The organism is Paracoccus haematequi (assembly GCF_900631945.1).
GTDB classification, from domain to species: Bacteria; Pseudomonadota; Alphaproteobacteria; order Rhodobacterales; family Rhodobacteraceae; genus Paracoccus; species Paracoccus haematequi_A.
Genome location: NZ_UZWE01000028.1, coordinates 15244 through 29121 on the forward strand (window position 1 = coordinate 15244; position 13878 = coordinate 29121).

Annotated in this window: 13 protein-coding genes; 9 read left to right on the forward strand and 4 right to left on the reverse strand. The window is 66.3% G+C overall.

Features of this window, described 5'->3' with window-relative positions; translation table 11 throughout:
- Positions 1–48 precede the first annotated feature (48 nt).
- The 5 genes from PARHAE_RS08130 to PARHAE_RS08150 all read left to right on the forward strand — a co-directional run bounded on the left by PARHAE_RS08130 (position 49) and on the right by PARHAE_RS08150 (position 6083).
- The gene (locus PARHAE_RS08130) at positions 49–1287 is read left to right on the forward strand and encodes an epoxide hydrolase family protein (protein WP_126154111.1); all 1239 of its coding nucleotides are present in this window, start codon (positions 49–51) and stop codon (positions 1285–1287) included.
- Positions 1288–1326: 39 nt separating this feature from the next.
- Positions 1327–2475, forward strand: a complete 1149-nt coding sequence (locus PARHAE_RS08135) for a sugar ABC transporter substrate-binding protein (protein ID WP_126154112.1) — start codon at positions 1327–1329, stop codon at positions 2473–2475.
- A gap of 166 nt (positions 2476–2641) precedes the next feature.
- A complete protein-coding gene (locus PARHAE_RS08140; protein WP_164555182.1) occupies positions 2642–3571 on the forward strand; it encodes an ABC transporter permease in 930 nt (309 codons plus the stop codon).
- Complete coding sequence (locus PARHAE_RS08145) at positions 3568–5091, forward strand: sugar ABC transporter ATP-binding protein (protein ID WP_126154114.1); 1524 nt, start codon at positions 3568–3570, stop codon at positions 5089–5091. Before PARHAE_RS08140 ends, PARHAE_RS08145 begins: the two co-directional genes overlap by 4 nt.
- A gap of 20 nt (positions 5092–5111) precedes the next feature.
- On the forward strand, positions 5112–6083 hold the full coding sequence (locus PARHAE_RS08150; protein ID WP_164555183.1) for an ABC transporter permease: 972 nt from the start codon (positions 5112–5114) through the stop codon (positions 6081–6083).
- 29 nt (positions 6084–6112) lie between these two features.
- Here PARHAE_RS08150 and lipA read toward each other — a convergent pair whose 3' ends face one another.
- The 4 genes from lipA to PARHAE_RS08170 all read right to left on the reverse strand — a co-directional run bounded on the left by lipA (position 6113) and on the right by PARHAE_RS08170 (position 9876).
- Entirely contained in the window at positions 6113–7048 is a 936-nt protein-coding gene (lipA, locus tag PARHAE_RS08155) for a lipoyl synthase (RefSeq protein WP_126154116.1), read from the reverse strand.
- Entirely contained in the window at positions 7033–8529 is a 1497-nt protein-coding gene (locus tag PARHAE_RS08160) for an FGGY-family carbohydrate kinase (protein WP_126154117.1), read from the reverse strand. The genes lipA and PARHAE_RS08160 overlap by 16 nt, the downstream gene beginning before the upstream one ends.
- Positions 8530–8637: 108 nt before the next feature.
- Positions 8638–9603 carry a sugar-binding transcriptional regulator gene (locus PARHAE_RS08165; protein WP_126154118.1) on the reverse strand — a complete coding sequence of 322 codons (966 nt, stop codon included), beginning with the start codon at positions 9601–9603 and terminating at the stop codon, positions 8638–8640.
- Between the two features lie 66 nt (positions 9604–9669).
- Entirely contained in the window at positions 9670–9876 is a 207-nt protein-coding gene (locus PARHAE_RS08170) for a hypothetical protein (protein ID WP_126154119.1), read from the reverse strand.
- Between the two features lie 45 nt (positions 9877–9921).
- On the opposite strand from PARHAE_RS08170, the gene PARHAE_RS08175 reads away from it, so the two are divergent.
- From PARHAE_RS08175 to PARHAE_RS08190, 4 genes are all read left to right on the forward strand, one after another.
- The gene (locus PARHAE_RS08175; protein WP_126154214.1) at positions 9922–10872 is read left to right on the forward strand and encodes a thiamine pyrophosphate-dependent dehydrogenase E1 component subunit alpha; all 951 of its coding nucleotides are present in this window, start codon (positions 9922–9924) and stop codon (positions 10870–10872) included.
- Between the two features lie 5 nt (positions 10873–10877).
- A complete protein-coding gene (locus PARHAE_RS08180) occupies positions 10878–11897 on the forward strand; it encodes an alpha-ketoacid dehydrogenase subunit beta (protein WP_241232733.1) in 1020 nt (339 codons plus the stop codon).
- Positions 11897–12136 carry a biotin/lipoyl-containing protein gene (locus tag PARHAE_RS08185; protein WP_126154121.1) on the forward strand — a complete coding sequence of 80 codons (240 nt, stop codon included), beginning with the start codon at positions 11897–11899 and terminating at the stop codon, positions 12134–12136. The genes PARHAE_RS08180 and PARHAE_RS08185 overlap by 1 nt, the downstream gene beginning before the upstream one ends.
- 62 nt (positions 12137–12198) lie before the next feature.
- Positions 12199–13854, forward strand: coding sequence for a glycerol-3-phosphate dehydrogenase/oxidase (locus tag PARHAE_RS08190; RefSeq protein ID WP_126154122.1), 1656 nt, complete (start codon positions 12199–12201; stop codon positions 13852–13854).
- The last annotated feature ends 24 nt before the right edge of the window (positions 13855–13878 follow it).

A 13878-nucleotide genomic window follows, 5' to 3' on the forward strand; every position in this document is an offset into this window, starting at 1 on the left:
CCGATTTCCCATCGCTAACCGACACCCGTTTGACAGGGAGGATACTCCATGGCCCTCGATGATCGCCTGATGCCCTTCGAGATCAGCATTCCGGACGAACAGTTGGAAGACATGATGTCGCGGCTGAAGCGCACGCGCTTTCCCGACGATTTCGCCAATGAGGACTGGCGCTACGGCTATAACACCGCCTATCATCGGGAACTGGTCGATTACTGGATCAACGACCACGACTGGCGCGACGTCGAGCGCCGCATGAACCAGCTGCCGCAGTTCCGGATCGAACTGATGGGCGTGCCGCTGCACGTGATCCACGTCCGCGGCAAGGGCCCGAACCCGATGCCGTTGCTGCTGCATCACGGCTGGCCCTGGACCTTCTGGGATCTGCGCAAGGTCATCGGCCCGCTGACCGACCCCGAGGCTTATGGCGGCCGGGCCGAGGACAGTTTCGACGTCGTGCTGATCTCGCTGCCGGGCTACGGGTTCAGCTCGCCCCTGCGCGAGACGGGCTGGAACTTCTGGCGCACTGCGGATCTGGAAAACACGCTGATGACCAAGATCCTTGGTTATCAGCGCTATGCGACGGCGGGCGGGGACTGGGGCGCGCTGATCGCGCAGCAGCACGGCCACAAATACGAACGCGACGTGATCGGCGTCTACACGCATTTCCCCGCGCAAATGAGCCATTACCTTCCCGGCCATCCCGATCAGCCCGCAGGCGTCGACTATGACCCGGCCCTGGGCCTGCCGGCGGCCAGCGAATACAGCGCCGACGAGGCGGGCTGGTTTGAACGCGGCAAGCTGTTCGTCGAACGTGAGAGCGGTTACGGCGAATTGCAGCTGACAAAGCCGCAGACTTTGGCGGCCCTGGTCGCGGACAGCCCGGCCGGCCAATTGGCCTGGATCACCGAGAAGCGTTATTTCTGGGGCTTGGCCGAACGTGGCGAAGGCACCCCCGCCTTCGAGAAGGTCTGGCCCAAGGAGGACCTGGTCACCACGGCCGCAGTCTATTTCCTAACCGGCACCGGCGGAACCTCGTGCCGCTACTATTGGGAATGCCGCGGCAATCCCTGGACGCCCAGCCATGACCGCTTCCCGGTGGTGGGCGTGCCCACCGCCGTCTCGATCTATCCCGGCGAGATCTACAAGCCACCGCTCACCTGGACGCAGAAATACTTCAACCTCAAGCAATACCGCGTCCACGACTCGGGCGGCCACTTCGCACCCCTGGAAGAGCCCGAGATCTATGTCGACGACATCCGCAGCTTTTTCGCGACGCTGCGCGACTGACCCCCCGAACATCAACAAGACGACCAACAGGAGAGTGACATGTGTGAGAAGACTGCCCATCTGCCGCTGAACCGCACGCGTCGCGCCCTTGGCATGACCGTGATGGCCGCCGCCTTGGCAACAGGGCTTGGCCTCGGGTCCGCCTCGGCGCAGGAATTGTCGCCCGATGAATGGGTGATGGTAGTGTCGGTCATCAACACGACCAATCCCTATATGATTTCCAACATCGAGGGCGCAAAGGCGCTAGCCGACCACCTGGGCCTGCCGCTCGAGGTGGTGAACTCGAACAACTCCTCGCAAGAGGGGATTTCGAACATCATGGCGATCCTGGCCAGCGGCAGGAAGCCGATCATGTTCGTGAACACCGTGTCCTCCTCGGATGCGCCGACCATCGTGGACGCCGTCGGCCGCGCGGGCGGCTATGTGACGATCTGGTGGAACAAGCCCGACGATTACAAGCCGTGGAACGTAGGCGATCATTTCGTGGCCTTCCAGAAGCATCCTGGCGTGTCCTCGGGGCGTTGCGGCGCGCAGGCGATCGCGGGCGCCCTGGACGGCGAGGGCGAGGTCGTCCTGCTGCCGGGCGTTCAGGACAGCACCACCAGTCAGACCCGCGTCGCGGGCTTCCGCGCCGAGATCGCCGAGAATTTCCCCGGTATCACCATCCTGGAGGAGCGTCCCTCGAACTGGGACCCGCAGATTGCGGCGCGCAACGCCCAAGACCTGATCGTGAAATACGGCGACCAGATCGACGCGGTCTGGAGCGCGGATGACGCCATGCAGATCGGCGCCATGCAAGCCTTCGAGAACGCGGGCCTGCTGAACCAGGTCAAGTTCGCCTCGGACGGGCTCTACCCGAAGACGCTGGAAGACATCCAGTCGGGCCGCGGCAACAACGCGATCGTCGGCGAGACCTTCCATCGCGGCTACATGGCGTCGGCCGTCGGCCTCTATACCGCCTATCTGGCGGCGACGGGCGAGATCGTCCCAAGCGAACTGCCCGAGGACAAGCGCGAGAGCCTGTTCGACCTGAGCTGTGTGACGCCCGATAATATCGGCGACTATCTGCAATATGACGAGCCCGGCGCACCGGCCGCCTTTGTCGACCGCCTTGTCGAAAGCGGTCCCTGGGACGTCGCGCCCATGCCGCTGGTCGGCGGGGGTGTCGAGGTTCTTCCCGGAAGCTGATGCGCCATCCGGGCCGGCCCGCACCCCGGCCCGCAGTCGTTTCCACATCCAAGGTAGAGCGATGTCCAGTTTTGCCCGACATCGGATCCCCGATGGTTCCGCCCAATCTGCCCGCCTTGTCCCGCCTGAGCGTTGGCGTGCCGCCTTGCGTCATGCGCCGTTGGGCATGATCCTGTCCATCGTCGTGCTGGCGGTGGTCTTCACCTGGGCCAATCCGCGCTTTGGCAGCGTCGAGAACCTGCAGAACCTGCTATATCAGGTTGCTGTCCCCCTGATCGTGGTGGTCGGCACGACAATGGTGATCCAGATGGGTTCGATCGATCTGTCGGTGCAGGGCGTCATGGGCGCCTCTGGCATGGCCTGGATCCTGATGTCTCCGAACAGCCGTCTGGCGGTGGATTTCGGGCCCTGGGCCTGGGTCGCGGCCTTGGCGCTCGGTCTGGGTCTCGGCCTGCTGGCAGGGATCGTCCATGCGCGGCTGAAGGTGCCGTCCTTTGTCGTGACGCTGGGAACCTGGTATATCGGCCTGGGGATCGGCGTCCTGCTCTATGGCAACGGCATGCTGCCCAGCCTGACCAGCGAGACGCTGGCCCGCTGGCCGACTCGGCTGACATTGGGCGTGCCGAACGCCTTCTGGCTGGCGGCTGCGGCGCTGGGCCTCGGGCTTCTGGTAATGAACTACACGCGTCTGGGGCGCGGCATCCTGGCCATCGGCAACAACGAGACGATCGCCGGCGCGATGGGTCTGCCGGTCGCGTCCATCAAGATCATGGCCTTTGCCGTCGCGGGACTTCTCAGCGCGCTGGCGGGCATCCTTGCGACAATGCAGCTTGGCTCGGGCTCGCCTGATATCGGGTCGGGGCAACTGTTCACCGTCATCCCGGCCGCGGTGATCGCGGGCACTGCCCTCAGCGGCGGTGAGGGCGGTGTAGTGCGCTCGGCCTTAGGGGTGTTCCTGCTGATCCTGTTGAACAACGGGCTGGTCCTGGCGGGGGTCGATCCGGACTTCCAGTCGGGGATCTTCGGCGCGATCCTGGTCGTCGCCATCATCGCGGTGTCCTGGCCCCTGCGCGGGCGGTTGAAGGTGGCGAAATGACTGACATGCATCCTCCCGTGCTGCGACTGTCGCACATCTGCCGGTCCTTTGGCCCGGTCAAGGCGGTGAACGACGTGTCGCTGGAAATCCGCCGAGGCGAGGTTGTTGGCCTGATCGGAGAGAACGGCGCCGGCAAGTCCACCCTGCTGAAGATCTTGGCGGGGATCGAGCGGCCCGACAGCGGCGAGATGCAGCTGAACGGCTGCCCGGTTCAGTTCCGCGGCCCGCGCGACGCGTTGCGGGCCGGGGTCGGGGTCGTGCATCAGGAACAGTCGCTGTTCACCAACCTCACCATCGCCGAAAATATCGACCAGCACAGTTCCGCCCGCAGCGGGCTGGAACGTGCCGGCCTGCAGGACTGGGGTCGCATCAACCGCGAGGCGGCCCGCGCGCTTGCCAAGATCGGCGTGCGTCTCAGCCCGACGACCCGTGTCGGCGACCTGTCCTTTATCGACCGTCAGATGGTCGAGATCGCCCGCGCCGTCTGCATCGATCCGGGCCAGGGCGCGACGCCGCTGGTCATCCTGGACGAACCCACCGCCGTCCTCGAGGCCGCCGAGACCCAGATCCTGGAACGCGAGATCCGCAAGCTCCGCGATTTCGCCAGCGTGATCTTCGTCTCGCACCGCCTGGACGAGATCATGCGCATCTGCGACCGCGTGATCGTCATGCGCAGCGGCCGCCTGGCCACCAACAAGCCAATCTCGGACGTGACCAAGGACGACCTGTTCCGCGCCATGGTCGATGGCGATCACCAGCCGGTCGTCCGGCGCAGCAGCCCGGCAACCAGAACCCCGGTGCTTGAGGCGCGCGGCCTTAGCCGGGGGGGCGCGTTCAGCGAGATCTCGTTCTCGGTCCGGCCGGGGCAGATCCTGGCGCTGGTCGGGTCGAACGGCTCGGGCTGCGAAGCACTGATGCGCTGTGTCTATGGCGCGGAGGCGGTGGATGGCGGCCAGATTCTGGTGGACGGCCGGGCCGTGCGCCGCTGGTCGATCCGCAAGGCGATCGCGGCGGGGCTGGCCTATGTCCCGGCCGAGCGCAAGACCGAGGGCATGATCGCAGGCCTTGCCGCGACGCGCAACATTGCGCTGACCCATCCCGGCGAGGGCGCGGCCGGACCCTTCCTGCGCCCCGGCCGCATGGCGCGCGTAGCGCAGGGCTGGTTCGACCGGCTGGAGGTGCGCCCCAACGACATCCACGCGCCGCTGATCCAGTTCTCGGGCGGCAACCAGCAAAAGGTCGTGCTGGCCAAATGGCTGAACGCCCCGGCGCTGAAGGTGCTGCTGCTGGATCACCCGCTGCGTGGCCTGGATGTCGGGGCAGGCGCGATCGTGAACCGTCAGATCCGCGCCGCCTGCGCCGCAGGCGCCGCCGTCGTCCTGATCCCCGACACGATCGAGGAGGCGCTGGAACTGGCCGATGACATCCTTGTCCTGCGGGACGGCAGGCATTCCGCGTGCCACGACCTTGCCGGTGGTGGCGCCCCTTCCATCCAAGAGATCGTGGCGGAAATGGTATGACCGATCACAGCGAGATTTTGATGAACCGCACTACCCTGGCCAAACCGCTTGGCGGGCGCCTGTCGCGGCTGGCCTCCGGGCACGTCATTGCCCCGCCTCTGGTCTTTGCGGTGATGCTGGGGGCGGTCTGGTTGCTGAACCCGAACTATCTCAGCCCCTTCGGCATCTCGATCGTGGCGGCGACGGCGGCACCGATCCTGCTGCTGGCGCTGGGGCAGGCGACGGTGCTGAATGTCGGCTCGATCGACCTGTCCAACGCGGCGACCAGCCTGCTGGGCACGATCCTGCTGGCAATGATCCTGCCCGGATACGGATTCTGGGGCATCCTGGCGATCCTGGCGCTGGTCACGGTGATCGGCGCCATCGTGGCTTATGCGCAAGTCCCTTCATTTGCGCTGACCCTTGGCACGCTGGGTGTGCTGCAGACGGCGGCGCTGGTCACCAGCGATTCACAGACGATCTATCTGGGCGCGAACCGGGAACTGGTCTCGACGCTCTATACCACGAATGTCGGCTTCGTGCCGCTGAGCTTCTGGCTGGCGGTGGCGGTGGCGCTGGTCTTCTGGGCGGCGCTGCAATTCACCCGCGCCGGCCAGTCGATGACCGCCATGGGCAAGAACGAGACCGCCGCCATCCTGTCCGGGGTGCCGGTGCGCGGGCTGCGGATTGCGGCCTTCGCCGTCTCGGGCTTCCTAGGGGGTGTCGCGGGGCTGGCGATCCTGGCGCAGGCGGGCTCCGCCTCGGCCAGCGGTATCGGCAGCGCGCTGCTGCTGCCCGGGATTGCGGCCGCGCTGGTCGGCGGGGCTTCGATCTCGGGCGGTCAGACGAACCCGCTGAACGTGATCTTCGGCGCGCTGACCGTGGCCTTCGTGCCGATGGCGATCCAGGCATTGGGCGTGGGCGCGCAGTCGCAGAGCCTTGTCTATGGCCTGTTCATCATTCTGGTCGTCGCCCTGACCACCACCCGCAGCCGGGGCATCGTCATCAAGTGACGTGGCGGGCCTTTGAGGGGGGTATTGGTTCAACCGTGTGCCGCCCTCAGCCGCCGGAAATCCGCCCCCGCGTGGTGGCTGGACCGGGTCAGCGGGCTGGCCGAGACGACCAGGAACCCCTTTCCGAGCGCCGCCCGCTCGTAGCCGGCGAATTCCTCGGGCGTGACGTAGCGCGCGATAGCGTGGTGGCGCGGGGTCGGCTGCAGATATTGCCCGACGGTCAGGAAATCGACATCCGCCGCGCGCATGTCATCCATCACTTGCAGGATCTGCGGCCGCGTCTCGCCCAGCCCGACCATCAGCCCGGACTTGGTGAAGATGCGGGGCTCCAGCTCCTTGGCGCGCTGCAAGAGACGCAGCGAATGGAAATAGCGCGCCCCAGGCCGCACCTCGGCGTAAAGGCCCGGCACGGTTTCCAGATTATGGTTGAAGACGTCGGGGCGCGCGGCAATGACCGTCTCCAGCGCCTCGGGTCCGCATTTCAGGAAATCGGGCACCAGCACCTCGATCGTGGTGCCGGGGGCGCGGTGGCGGATGGCGCGGATTGTCTGCGCGAAATGCGCGGCGCCGCCATCGTCTAGATCGTCGCGGTCCACGCTGGTGATGACGACGTGATCCAGACCCAGCCTGGCCACCGCATCCGCCACGCGGCTTGGTTCGAACGGGTCCAGCGCGTCGGGGCGACCGGTCGCCACGTTGCAGAAGGTGCAGCCGCGCGTGCAGATCTGGCCCATGATCATCATGGTGGCATGGCCCTGGCTCCAGCATTCGCCCAGGTTCGGGCAACCGGCCTCTTGGCAGACGGTGGTCAGGCCGCGGCTTTCGACGATGTCCCGCGTCAGGGTCAGCCGGTCGCTGCTGCGCAGCTTTACGCGGATCCAGTCGGGGCGCGGCGGCGGGGCCGAGGGCGTGCGACGCGCCTTTTCGGGATGGCGCTGGTCGGGGTTGGTCAGGTCGCGGGGCATGGCAGCTTTTCTCGCGGAACGTGGCAAAGGTCGCGGTTCGGGCTGTGCCACAGATGCCGCGCCGATTCGACGATCTCCCGGTAATGGGCAAAGCCCGCCTCGTGCAGGGCGGCGCGTTCGCGTCGGGGCTCGATCACGCCTTCGGGGCGGGTCCATGAAACGCGGTCATAGTCGATGCCGACCACGTCCATCGCCACCATCGCGGCGCCCCGCGCGCCCACCTCAGGCTTGCGTGCGACTGACAGCGGGCGTTGCAGCGCGTCGGCCACCATTCGCGACCAGGTGATGGAATTCGACCCGCCGCCGCAGACGGATAGCGTGCCGGTCAGGCCTGCCGCCTCGATGCATTCCCGGGCGGCGTAGGCGACCGATTCGCAAACCGAGCGAACCAGATCCGCCCGCGTCGTCGCGGTGGACAGACCTGCCAGCTGGCCCCGCGCGCGGACATCGACGAATGGCGCACGTTCGCCCGTGGTCGAGAAAAAGGGCAGGGCGGTCACCCCGCGCGATCCGGGGCTGCTTTCGGCCAGCAGCGCGTCGACATCCTTGTGCGTGGCGCCGACCAGCGACAGGATCCAGTCCAGCGTGGCCGTTCCTACCGTCGCGGGCATCGAACGTATCCAGCGGTCGTTCTGCGGCATGCAGAGCGTCATCCCCACGGCAGGCCCCGAGGTGTCGACGCGGTCCACCAGCACCTCGCAGGCGAGGGTGGTGCCGATGATGATCAGCCCCTCGCCCGGCCGTTCCACGCCCGCCCCGATCGGACAGGCGACCAGGTCGAAGGGCCCGGCATGGACCGGGATGCCCGTGGGCAGGCCGGTCAGCGCGGCCCCCTCTGCGTTCAGCGGAAAAGCCTGGCCCGGCCCGGGCATCACGGGCGCCAGCAGATGTCGGCAATGCTCGAGTCCCAGCATCCGCAGGATCTCGGGGTCGTAATCGCGCGCGACCACGTCCAGGAAGGGAAGGGACGCGTCCGAGGTGTCCGTCACCCGCGCGCCAGTCAGGCGTTGCAGGATGCCGTCCTTGAGATAGCTTGCGGTATGAGCCAGAGCCAGCCGGTCGGGTTCGGCGGCGCTCATCGCGGCCATCAGGGGCGCGTGGCTGCCCGGAAAGATCGCGTTGCCGTTGCGGCGGAAGACCGCCTCGAAGACGCCGCGGTCGATCCAGTCCTGAAGATAGGGGTTGCCGCGGTCGTCCAGCCAGGAGACCGCGCGCCCGCAGCCGCGCCCGTCCCGATCCAGAAGCCACAGGCCGTCGCTTTGCCCGGTGATGCCGATGGCCCTGGGGACTGGGCGTCCAGAGCAGGCCTCGGCCATGACCTCGCCGACGGCGTTGACGATCTCTTCGAAATCCTGCTCCATCCGGCCTTGCCCGTAGGAAGTCGGGCTGCTGCGTCGTGCCGCGACGGCGAGGCATTCCCCGTCCGGATCGAACAATGCGGCCTTGACCATCGACGTGCCGAGGTCGATCCCAAGAATCATGTCTCCTCCTTGCGCGTGTCCCCGCATGCGCCCTGCGGGGCGGGATGCGCACTTTTTTACTCGCTCCCTCGAAAATTGAAGCATATGTTCATTATTTGCGCAAGTGGTTCATTTGTTTTCATGCCGATGCGCCTGGTCCAGCAGCGCCACGGCCACCTGCTCGTCGGTGATCAGATGCGTGGCATAGCCGCCGCGCAGGCTGGCCAGGATCGCCTTCTGCTTGGACTGGCCGCCGGCCACCAGCAGGCGGTCCGGAATGTTGCGCAGATCGTTCAGCGACAGCCCGATCGGATTGATGGTCGAGGGCAGGGGCACCGGGTTGCCGTCGGCATCCGTCCAGCGGCAGGCGATGTCGGCGACGGCGCCCTGATCCTCCAGAAACGCCTTCTCGGTCGCGTTCACATAGCCCAGTTTCAGCATCGTCGCTTCTTCTGAAAGCGAGCCGACGCTGAAGACCACCAGAGAGGCGCGGCGCGCCATGTCCACGGCCTCGTTCAGTCCCGGATCGCTCATAAGGCCGAGGGCGGTTTCGGCGTTGCGGACATAGACAGGCGCATAGAGCGCGCGCGCCGGAGCTCCGAAGAACTGCCCGACCAGGTCCGCTACCTCGTAGGGGTTCGTGCCATGGTCCGCATTGTGCAGCCCGCCGATCAGAGCGACGATCTTCATTCCGGGCACGGAAACCTCGCCGCTGAGGGAATCGGCCATCGCCCGCAGGGTCGAGCCCCAGCTTACCGCGATGATGGAATCCTTGCGCGCCATTTCTTGCAGGGCCTCGGCCGCGACTTGGCCGAGCCAGCGCCGCTGCATGGTCGGGTCGTCCGCGACCGGCACGACGCGGACCTTGCGCAGACCGTAGGCCGCCTCGAGATCGCGCTCGAGTTCGAAGGTTTCCGAGGAAACGCCCAGCGAGATCGTGACAAGCCCGCTCTGGCGCGCCCGTTGCAAAAGGCGAATCACGGTGCTGCGACTGACGCCCAGCTTGTCGGCGATCTGACTCTGGGTCTGCTCCTCGACATAATAGAGCCAGGCGGCGCGGGCCAGATCGGTTGCCTTGCGATCAAGGTCTTTCATCCAGAAGCTCCGATTTCGTGGGCTGGTGAACAAATGTGCCGGAACCTGGCCGAATCGTCCAGTTCTTCAGGTGTCTAGCTGAAGCTTTCTTGATGCTGCTCTGCGGCAATGGTGGCTGAAGAAAGGCCCAGGACATAAAATTCTTCCAACGATTTCTAGAAGATGAATCCTTCGGCGGCGCAGCGGATTTGCAAGCTTGTCGCCTTTTATCTCGAATGATACATTTGACCAATAATAGAACATTAGAGCCAAACGGATGATCTGATGGAACATGGAATGAGCCTGCCAGGCGACACCCTTCTTGAAATGCAACGTCGGATGCTGCGGATCCGCCATTTCGACGAACGCGCTTCGAAGATGGTAAAGCGCGGCTACATTCCCGGCACCGTGCACACCAGCATCGGTCAGGAGGCCCAGGTCGTCGGGGCCTGCATGGCGCTGCGGCAGGGCGACCACATGACGGGCAACCATCGTAGTCACGGGCATCCGATCGGGATGCGCTCGCCACTCGGGCCGCTGATGGCCGAGCTGGCGGGCAAGGCGACGGGCGTCTGCAAGGGCAAGGGCGGCTCGCTGCATCTTGCGGATTACAAGGTCGGCAGTCTCGGCGAATCCGGCATCACCGGGTCGTCCATCCCCATCGCCCTTGGCGCGGGCCTCTCCGCGCAGGTGCTGGGCGAGACCCGTGTCGCGCTGACGTTCTTTGGCGATGGCGCGGCCAACCAGGGGGTTCTCTACGAATCGATGAACATGGCCTCGGCCTGGAAGCTGCCCGTTATCTTTCTGTGCGAGAACAATCACTACGCCCTGTCCACCCCCGCCCATACCGTGACCGGCGGACGGATTTGCGACCGCGGCGCGGGCTTCGGGATGCCGGGCACCCGGGTCGAGGACGGTCAGGACGTGTTGGCCGTCCACGAGGTCGTGGCCGAGGCTGTGGCGCGCGCCCGTGCGGGCGAGGGGCCGAGCCTGGTCGAGGTGATGACCTATCGGTTCCGCGAGCATTCCGAAGGCTTGCGCATCAATGTCGATTACCGCGACGCGGACGAGCGCAGCTTCTGGACTTCGCGCGATCCGATCCTGCTGTTCCGCAAGGCGCTGATCGAGGCTGGCAAGGCCACTGCGGAACAGATGGACATGATCGAGGCCGAGATCCTGCAGGAGGTCGAGGAGTGCGTGACCTTCGCCATGGAAAGCCCGGTCCCCGCGCGCGAGGTGGCCTTTGCCGACCTCTATTCCGATCCCTACGAACTGGAGGATGTGCTTTGAGCTTGATGACCTTTATCGGCGCGATCGGCGCGGCCCAGCAGGAGGCGATGGCCGCCGATCCACGGGTGATCCTGATCGGCGAGGATGTCGAGGCGAATGTCTACGGCACCACCGGTGGCAGCAAGCAGCGCGCCGAACAGGGCGACTTCGTCCAGCAGTTCGGCAAGCTGCGCATCCGCAACACGCCCATCTCCGAGGAGGCGATCGTGGGCGCCGCCATCGGCGCGGCGATGACCGGCCTCAGGCCTATCGTGGACCTGTCCTATTCGTCCTTCCTGTATATGGCGATGGACCAGTTCGTGAACCAGGCGGCCAAGAACCGGTACATGTTCGGCGGCCAGAGCCGGCTGCCGGTGCTGTTCCGCTCGGCCATGTTCTACGGACTGAACACGGGCGCGCACCATTCCGACCGGCCCTATCCGATGTTCATGGGCGTGCCCGGCCTCAAGGTCATCGCCCCCGCTTCGGCGCGCGACGCTAAGGGGCTGATGCGCGCGGCCATCGACAGCGACGACCCGGTCCTATCCTTCGAGGCCGTGCCGCTCTGGGGTCAGAAGGAAGAGGTCGAGGACGGTGAGTTCACCATCCCCCTGGGCGTGGCCCGCACGCGCCGCGAGGGCAGCGACGTGACGTTGGTCGCGGTCTCGGGCTCTGTCCCGCTGGCGATGCAGGCGGCCGAGGAGATGGCCGGACGGGGCGTTTCCTGCGAGGTGATCGACCCGCGGACGCTGGTGCCGCTGGACACCAAGGCAATCGTCCGGTCTGTCCTCAAGACCGGCCGCCTGGTCGTCGCGGAACCTGCGCATCGCACCTGCGGCGCGGCGGCCGAGATCGCGGCCGTGGTCGCGGACGAGGCGATGCATGCGCTCCGTGCGCCGATCAAGCGGGTCTGCGCGCTGAACATGCAGGTCCCCTTCAGCCCTGCGTTGGAGGGCGAGATCTATCCCACGAAAGAAGGCATCACCGCCGCCATCGAGGCGGTCTGCGCGGACCAGTTGGACACCAGGAACCGGAGGGTCGGGTAATGAAAGTCGAAGTGCTGCTGCCGCAATGGGGCATGGGAATGAGCGAGGGCACCATCACCAGCTGGTTGAAGAAGGTCGGCGACCGCGTCCAGGAGGACGAGCCCCTGGCCGAGATCGAAGCCGAGAAGGCCACGCAGGAACTGGAATCCCCCGCCGCCGGCACCCTGGCCGAGATCCTGGTCGAGGAAGGCCAGGAAACCAAGGTCCGCACAGTCATCGCGATCATCGAGACGGACTGAACACGCGCCCCGGCGCGGGCGGCGTCCTGCCGCCCCGCCTTCACGCCAAGCGGACAGCGATCATGCCAAGTTCTGAAACCGAGACATCCGTCGCGCCCGGCGCCGCCTACGACCTGGTCGTCATCGGGGCCGGCATCAACGGCCTTGGCATCGCCCGCGACGCCGCCGCCCGCGGCCTGCGCGTCGCCTTGGTCGAGAAAGAGGACATCGGCAGCGGCACCTCCAGTTGGTCGGGTCGGCTGATCCATGGCGGCCTGCGCTATCTGGAGCAGGGCGACGTCGCGCTGGTCCGGGAATCGCTGCGCGAACGCGAGACGCTGTTCCGCATCGCGCCGCATCTGGTCAAGCCGGTGCCGCTGATGATCCCGCTCTACAGCCACAACCGGCGCTCGAAATGGACGGTGCGGGCCGGGATGGTCGCCTATGACATCCTGTCGTTCGACAAGACGACCGACGCCCACCGCACCCTGACGCGCGAGGAAACGCTGGCGCGTTTTCCGCAGATGTCTGCCGAGGGGCTGCAGGGCTGCGCGATCTTCATGGACGGCCAGGTCATCTGGTCCGAGCGCCTGTGCGCCGAGGTCGCTCTGCAGGCCACCGCCGAGGGCTGCCATATCTTCACCCATTGCCGGGTGGACGGGTTCCTGCAGGACGGTGCGCAGCTGACGGGGGTGACCTATACCGACATGCTGACCGGCGAACGCCATGCCATCTCGGCGCCGATGGCTGTCAATGCGGCTGGACCCTGGGTCGATGCGGTTCTGGGCACGCGGCAGGCCCAGGGCAAGCGCTATATCGGCGGTGCCAAGGGCAGCCATCTGGTCCTGGACCCGTTCCCCGGCGCGCCCGCCGACGTGGTCTATTACGAATCCCGTGTCGATGGGCGGCTGGTCCTGGTGATACCCTGGGGCAAGCGCTACATGATCGGCACGACCGACAAGAAATTCGACGCCGATCCCGACACCGCCTGCGCCGACGAGGCCGAGGTTGATTACCTGCTGGGCGAAGTGAACGCGCTGATCCCCGGCGCCGGGCTCAAGCCCTCGGACATTCTCTATACCTACAGCGGCGTGCGGCCGCTGCCCTATGTGCCCGAGAAATCGGAGTGGAAGGTGCCGCGCAGCCACGTGATCCACGATCACGCCCCCGATTGCCGGGGCCTGCTGTCGATTATCGGCGGCAAGCTGACCACCTATCGCAGCCTGGCCGAGGAAACCGTCGACGGGCTGTTCCGGCGGAGGGGCCGCAAGGCGCCGCCCTGCACCACGCGGCGCGCGCTGTTTCCCGGCGCGCGGGTCACCGACCTTGCAGCCTATCGCGCGCAGCTGCTGGCAACCTCGGGGGCCGGAGCAGGGGTGGTGGACCGGCTGGTCTCGATCTATGGCGCGCGGGCGGGTGATGTTCTGGCGCTCGGCGCTGCGAATCCGGCGCTGCTGGAGCCGTTCGATCCCGACAGCGGCGCCATCCCGGCCGAACTGATCTTCACCTTCCGCCACGAATTCTGCCGGACGCTGACTGATGCGCTGATCCGGCGGGTGATGGTCGGCCTGAACGGCACCTGCGGTCGCCTGGTCGTCGATGCGGCGGCCGCGATCCTGGCCGCCGACCAGGGCTGGGACGCAGTCCGGACGGCGCGCGAGATCGCCGACTACCGCCGGTATATCCGCCGCTTCGCCGTGCCGTGCCCGGATACCGCCAGCCGCGTGGCCGCGCAATGAGACCCTTTCCCATAAGAGGACTGA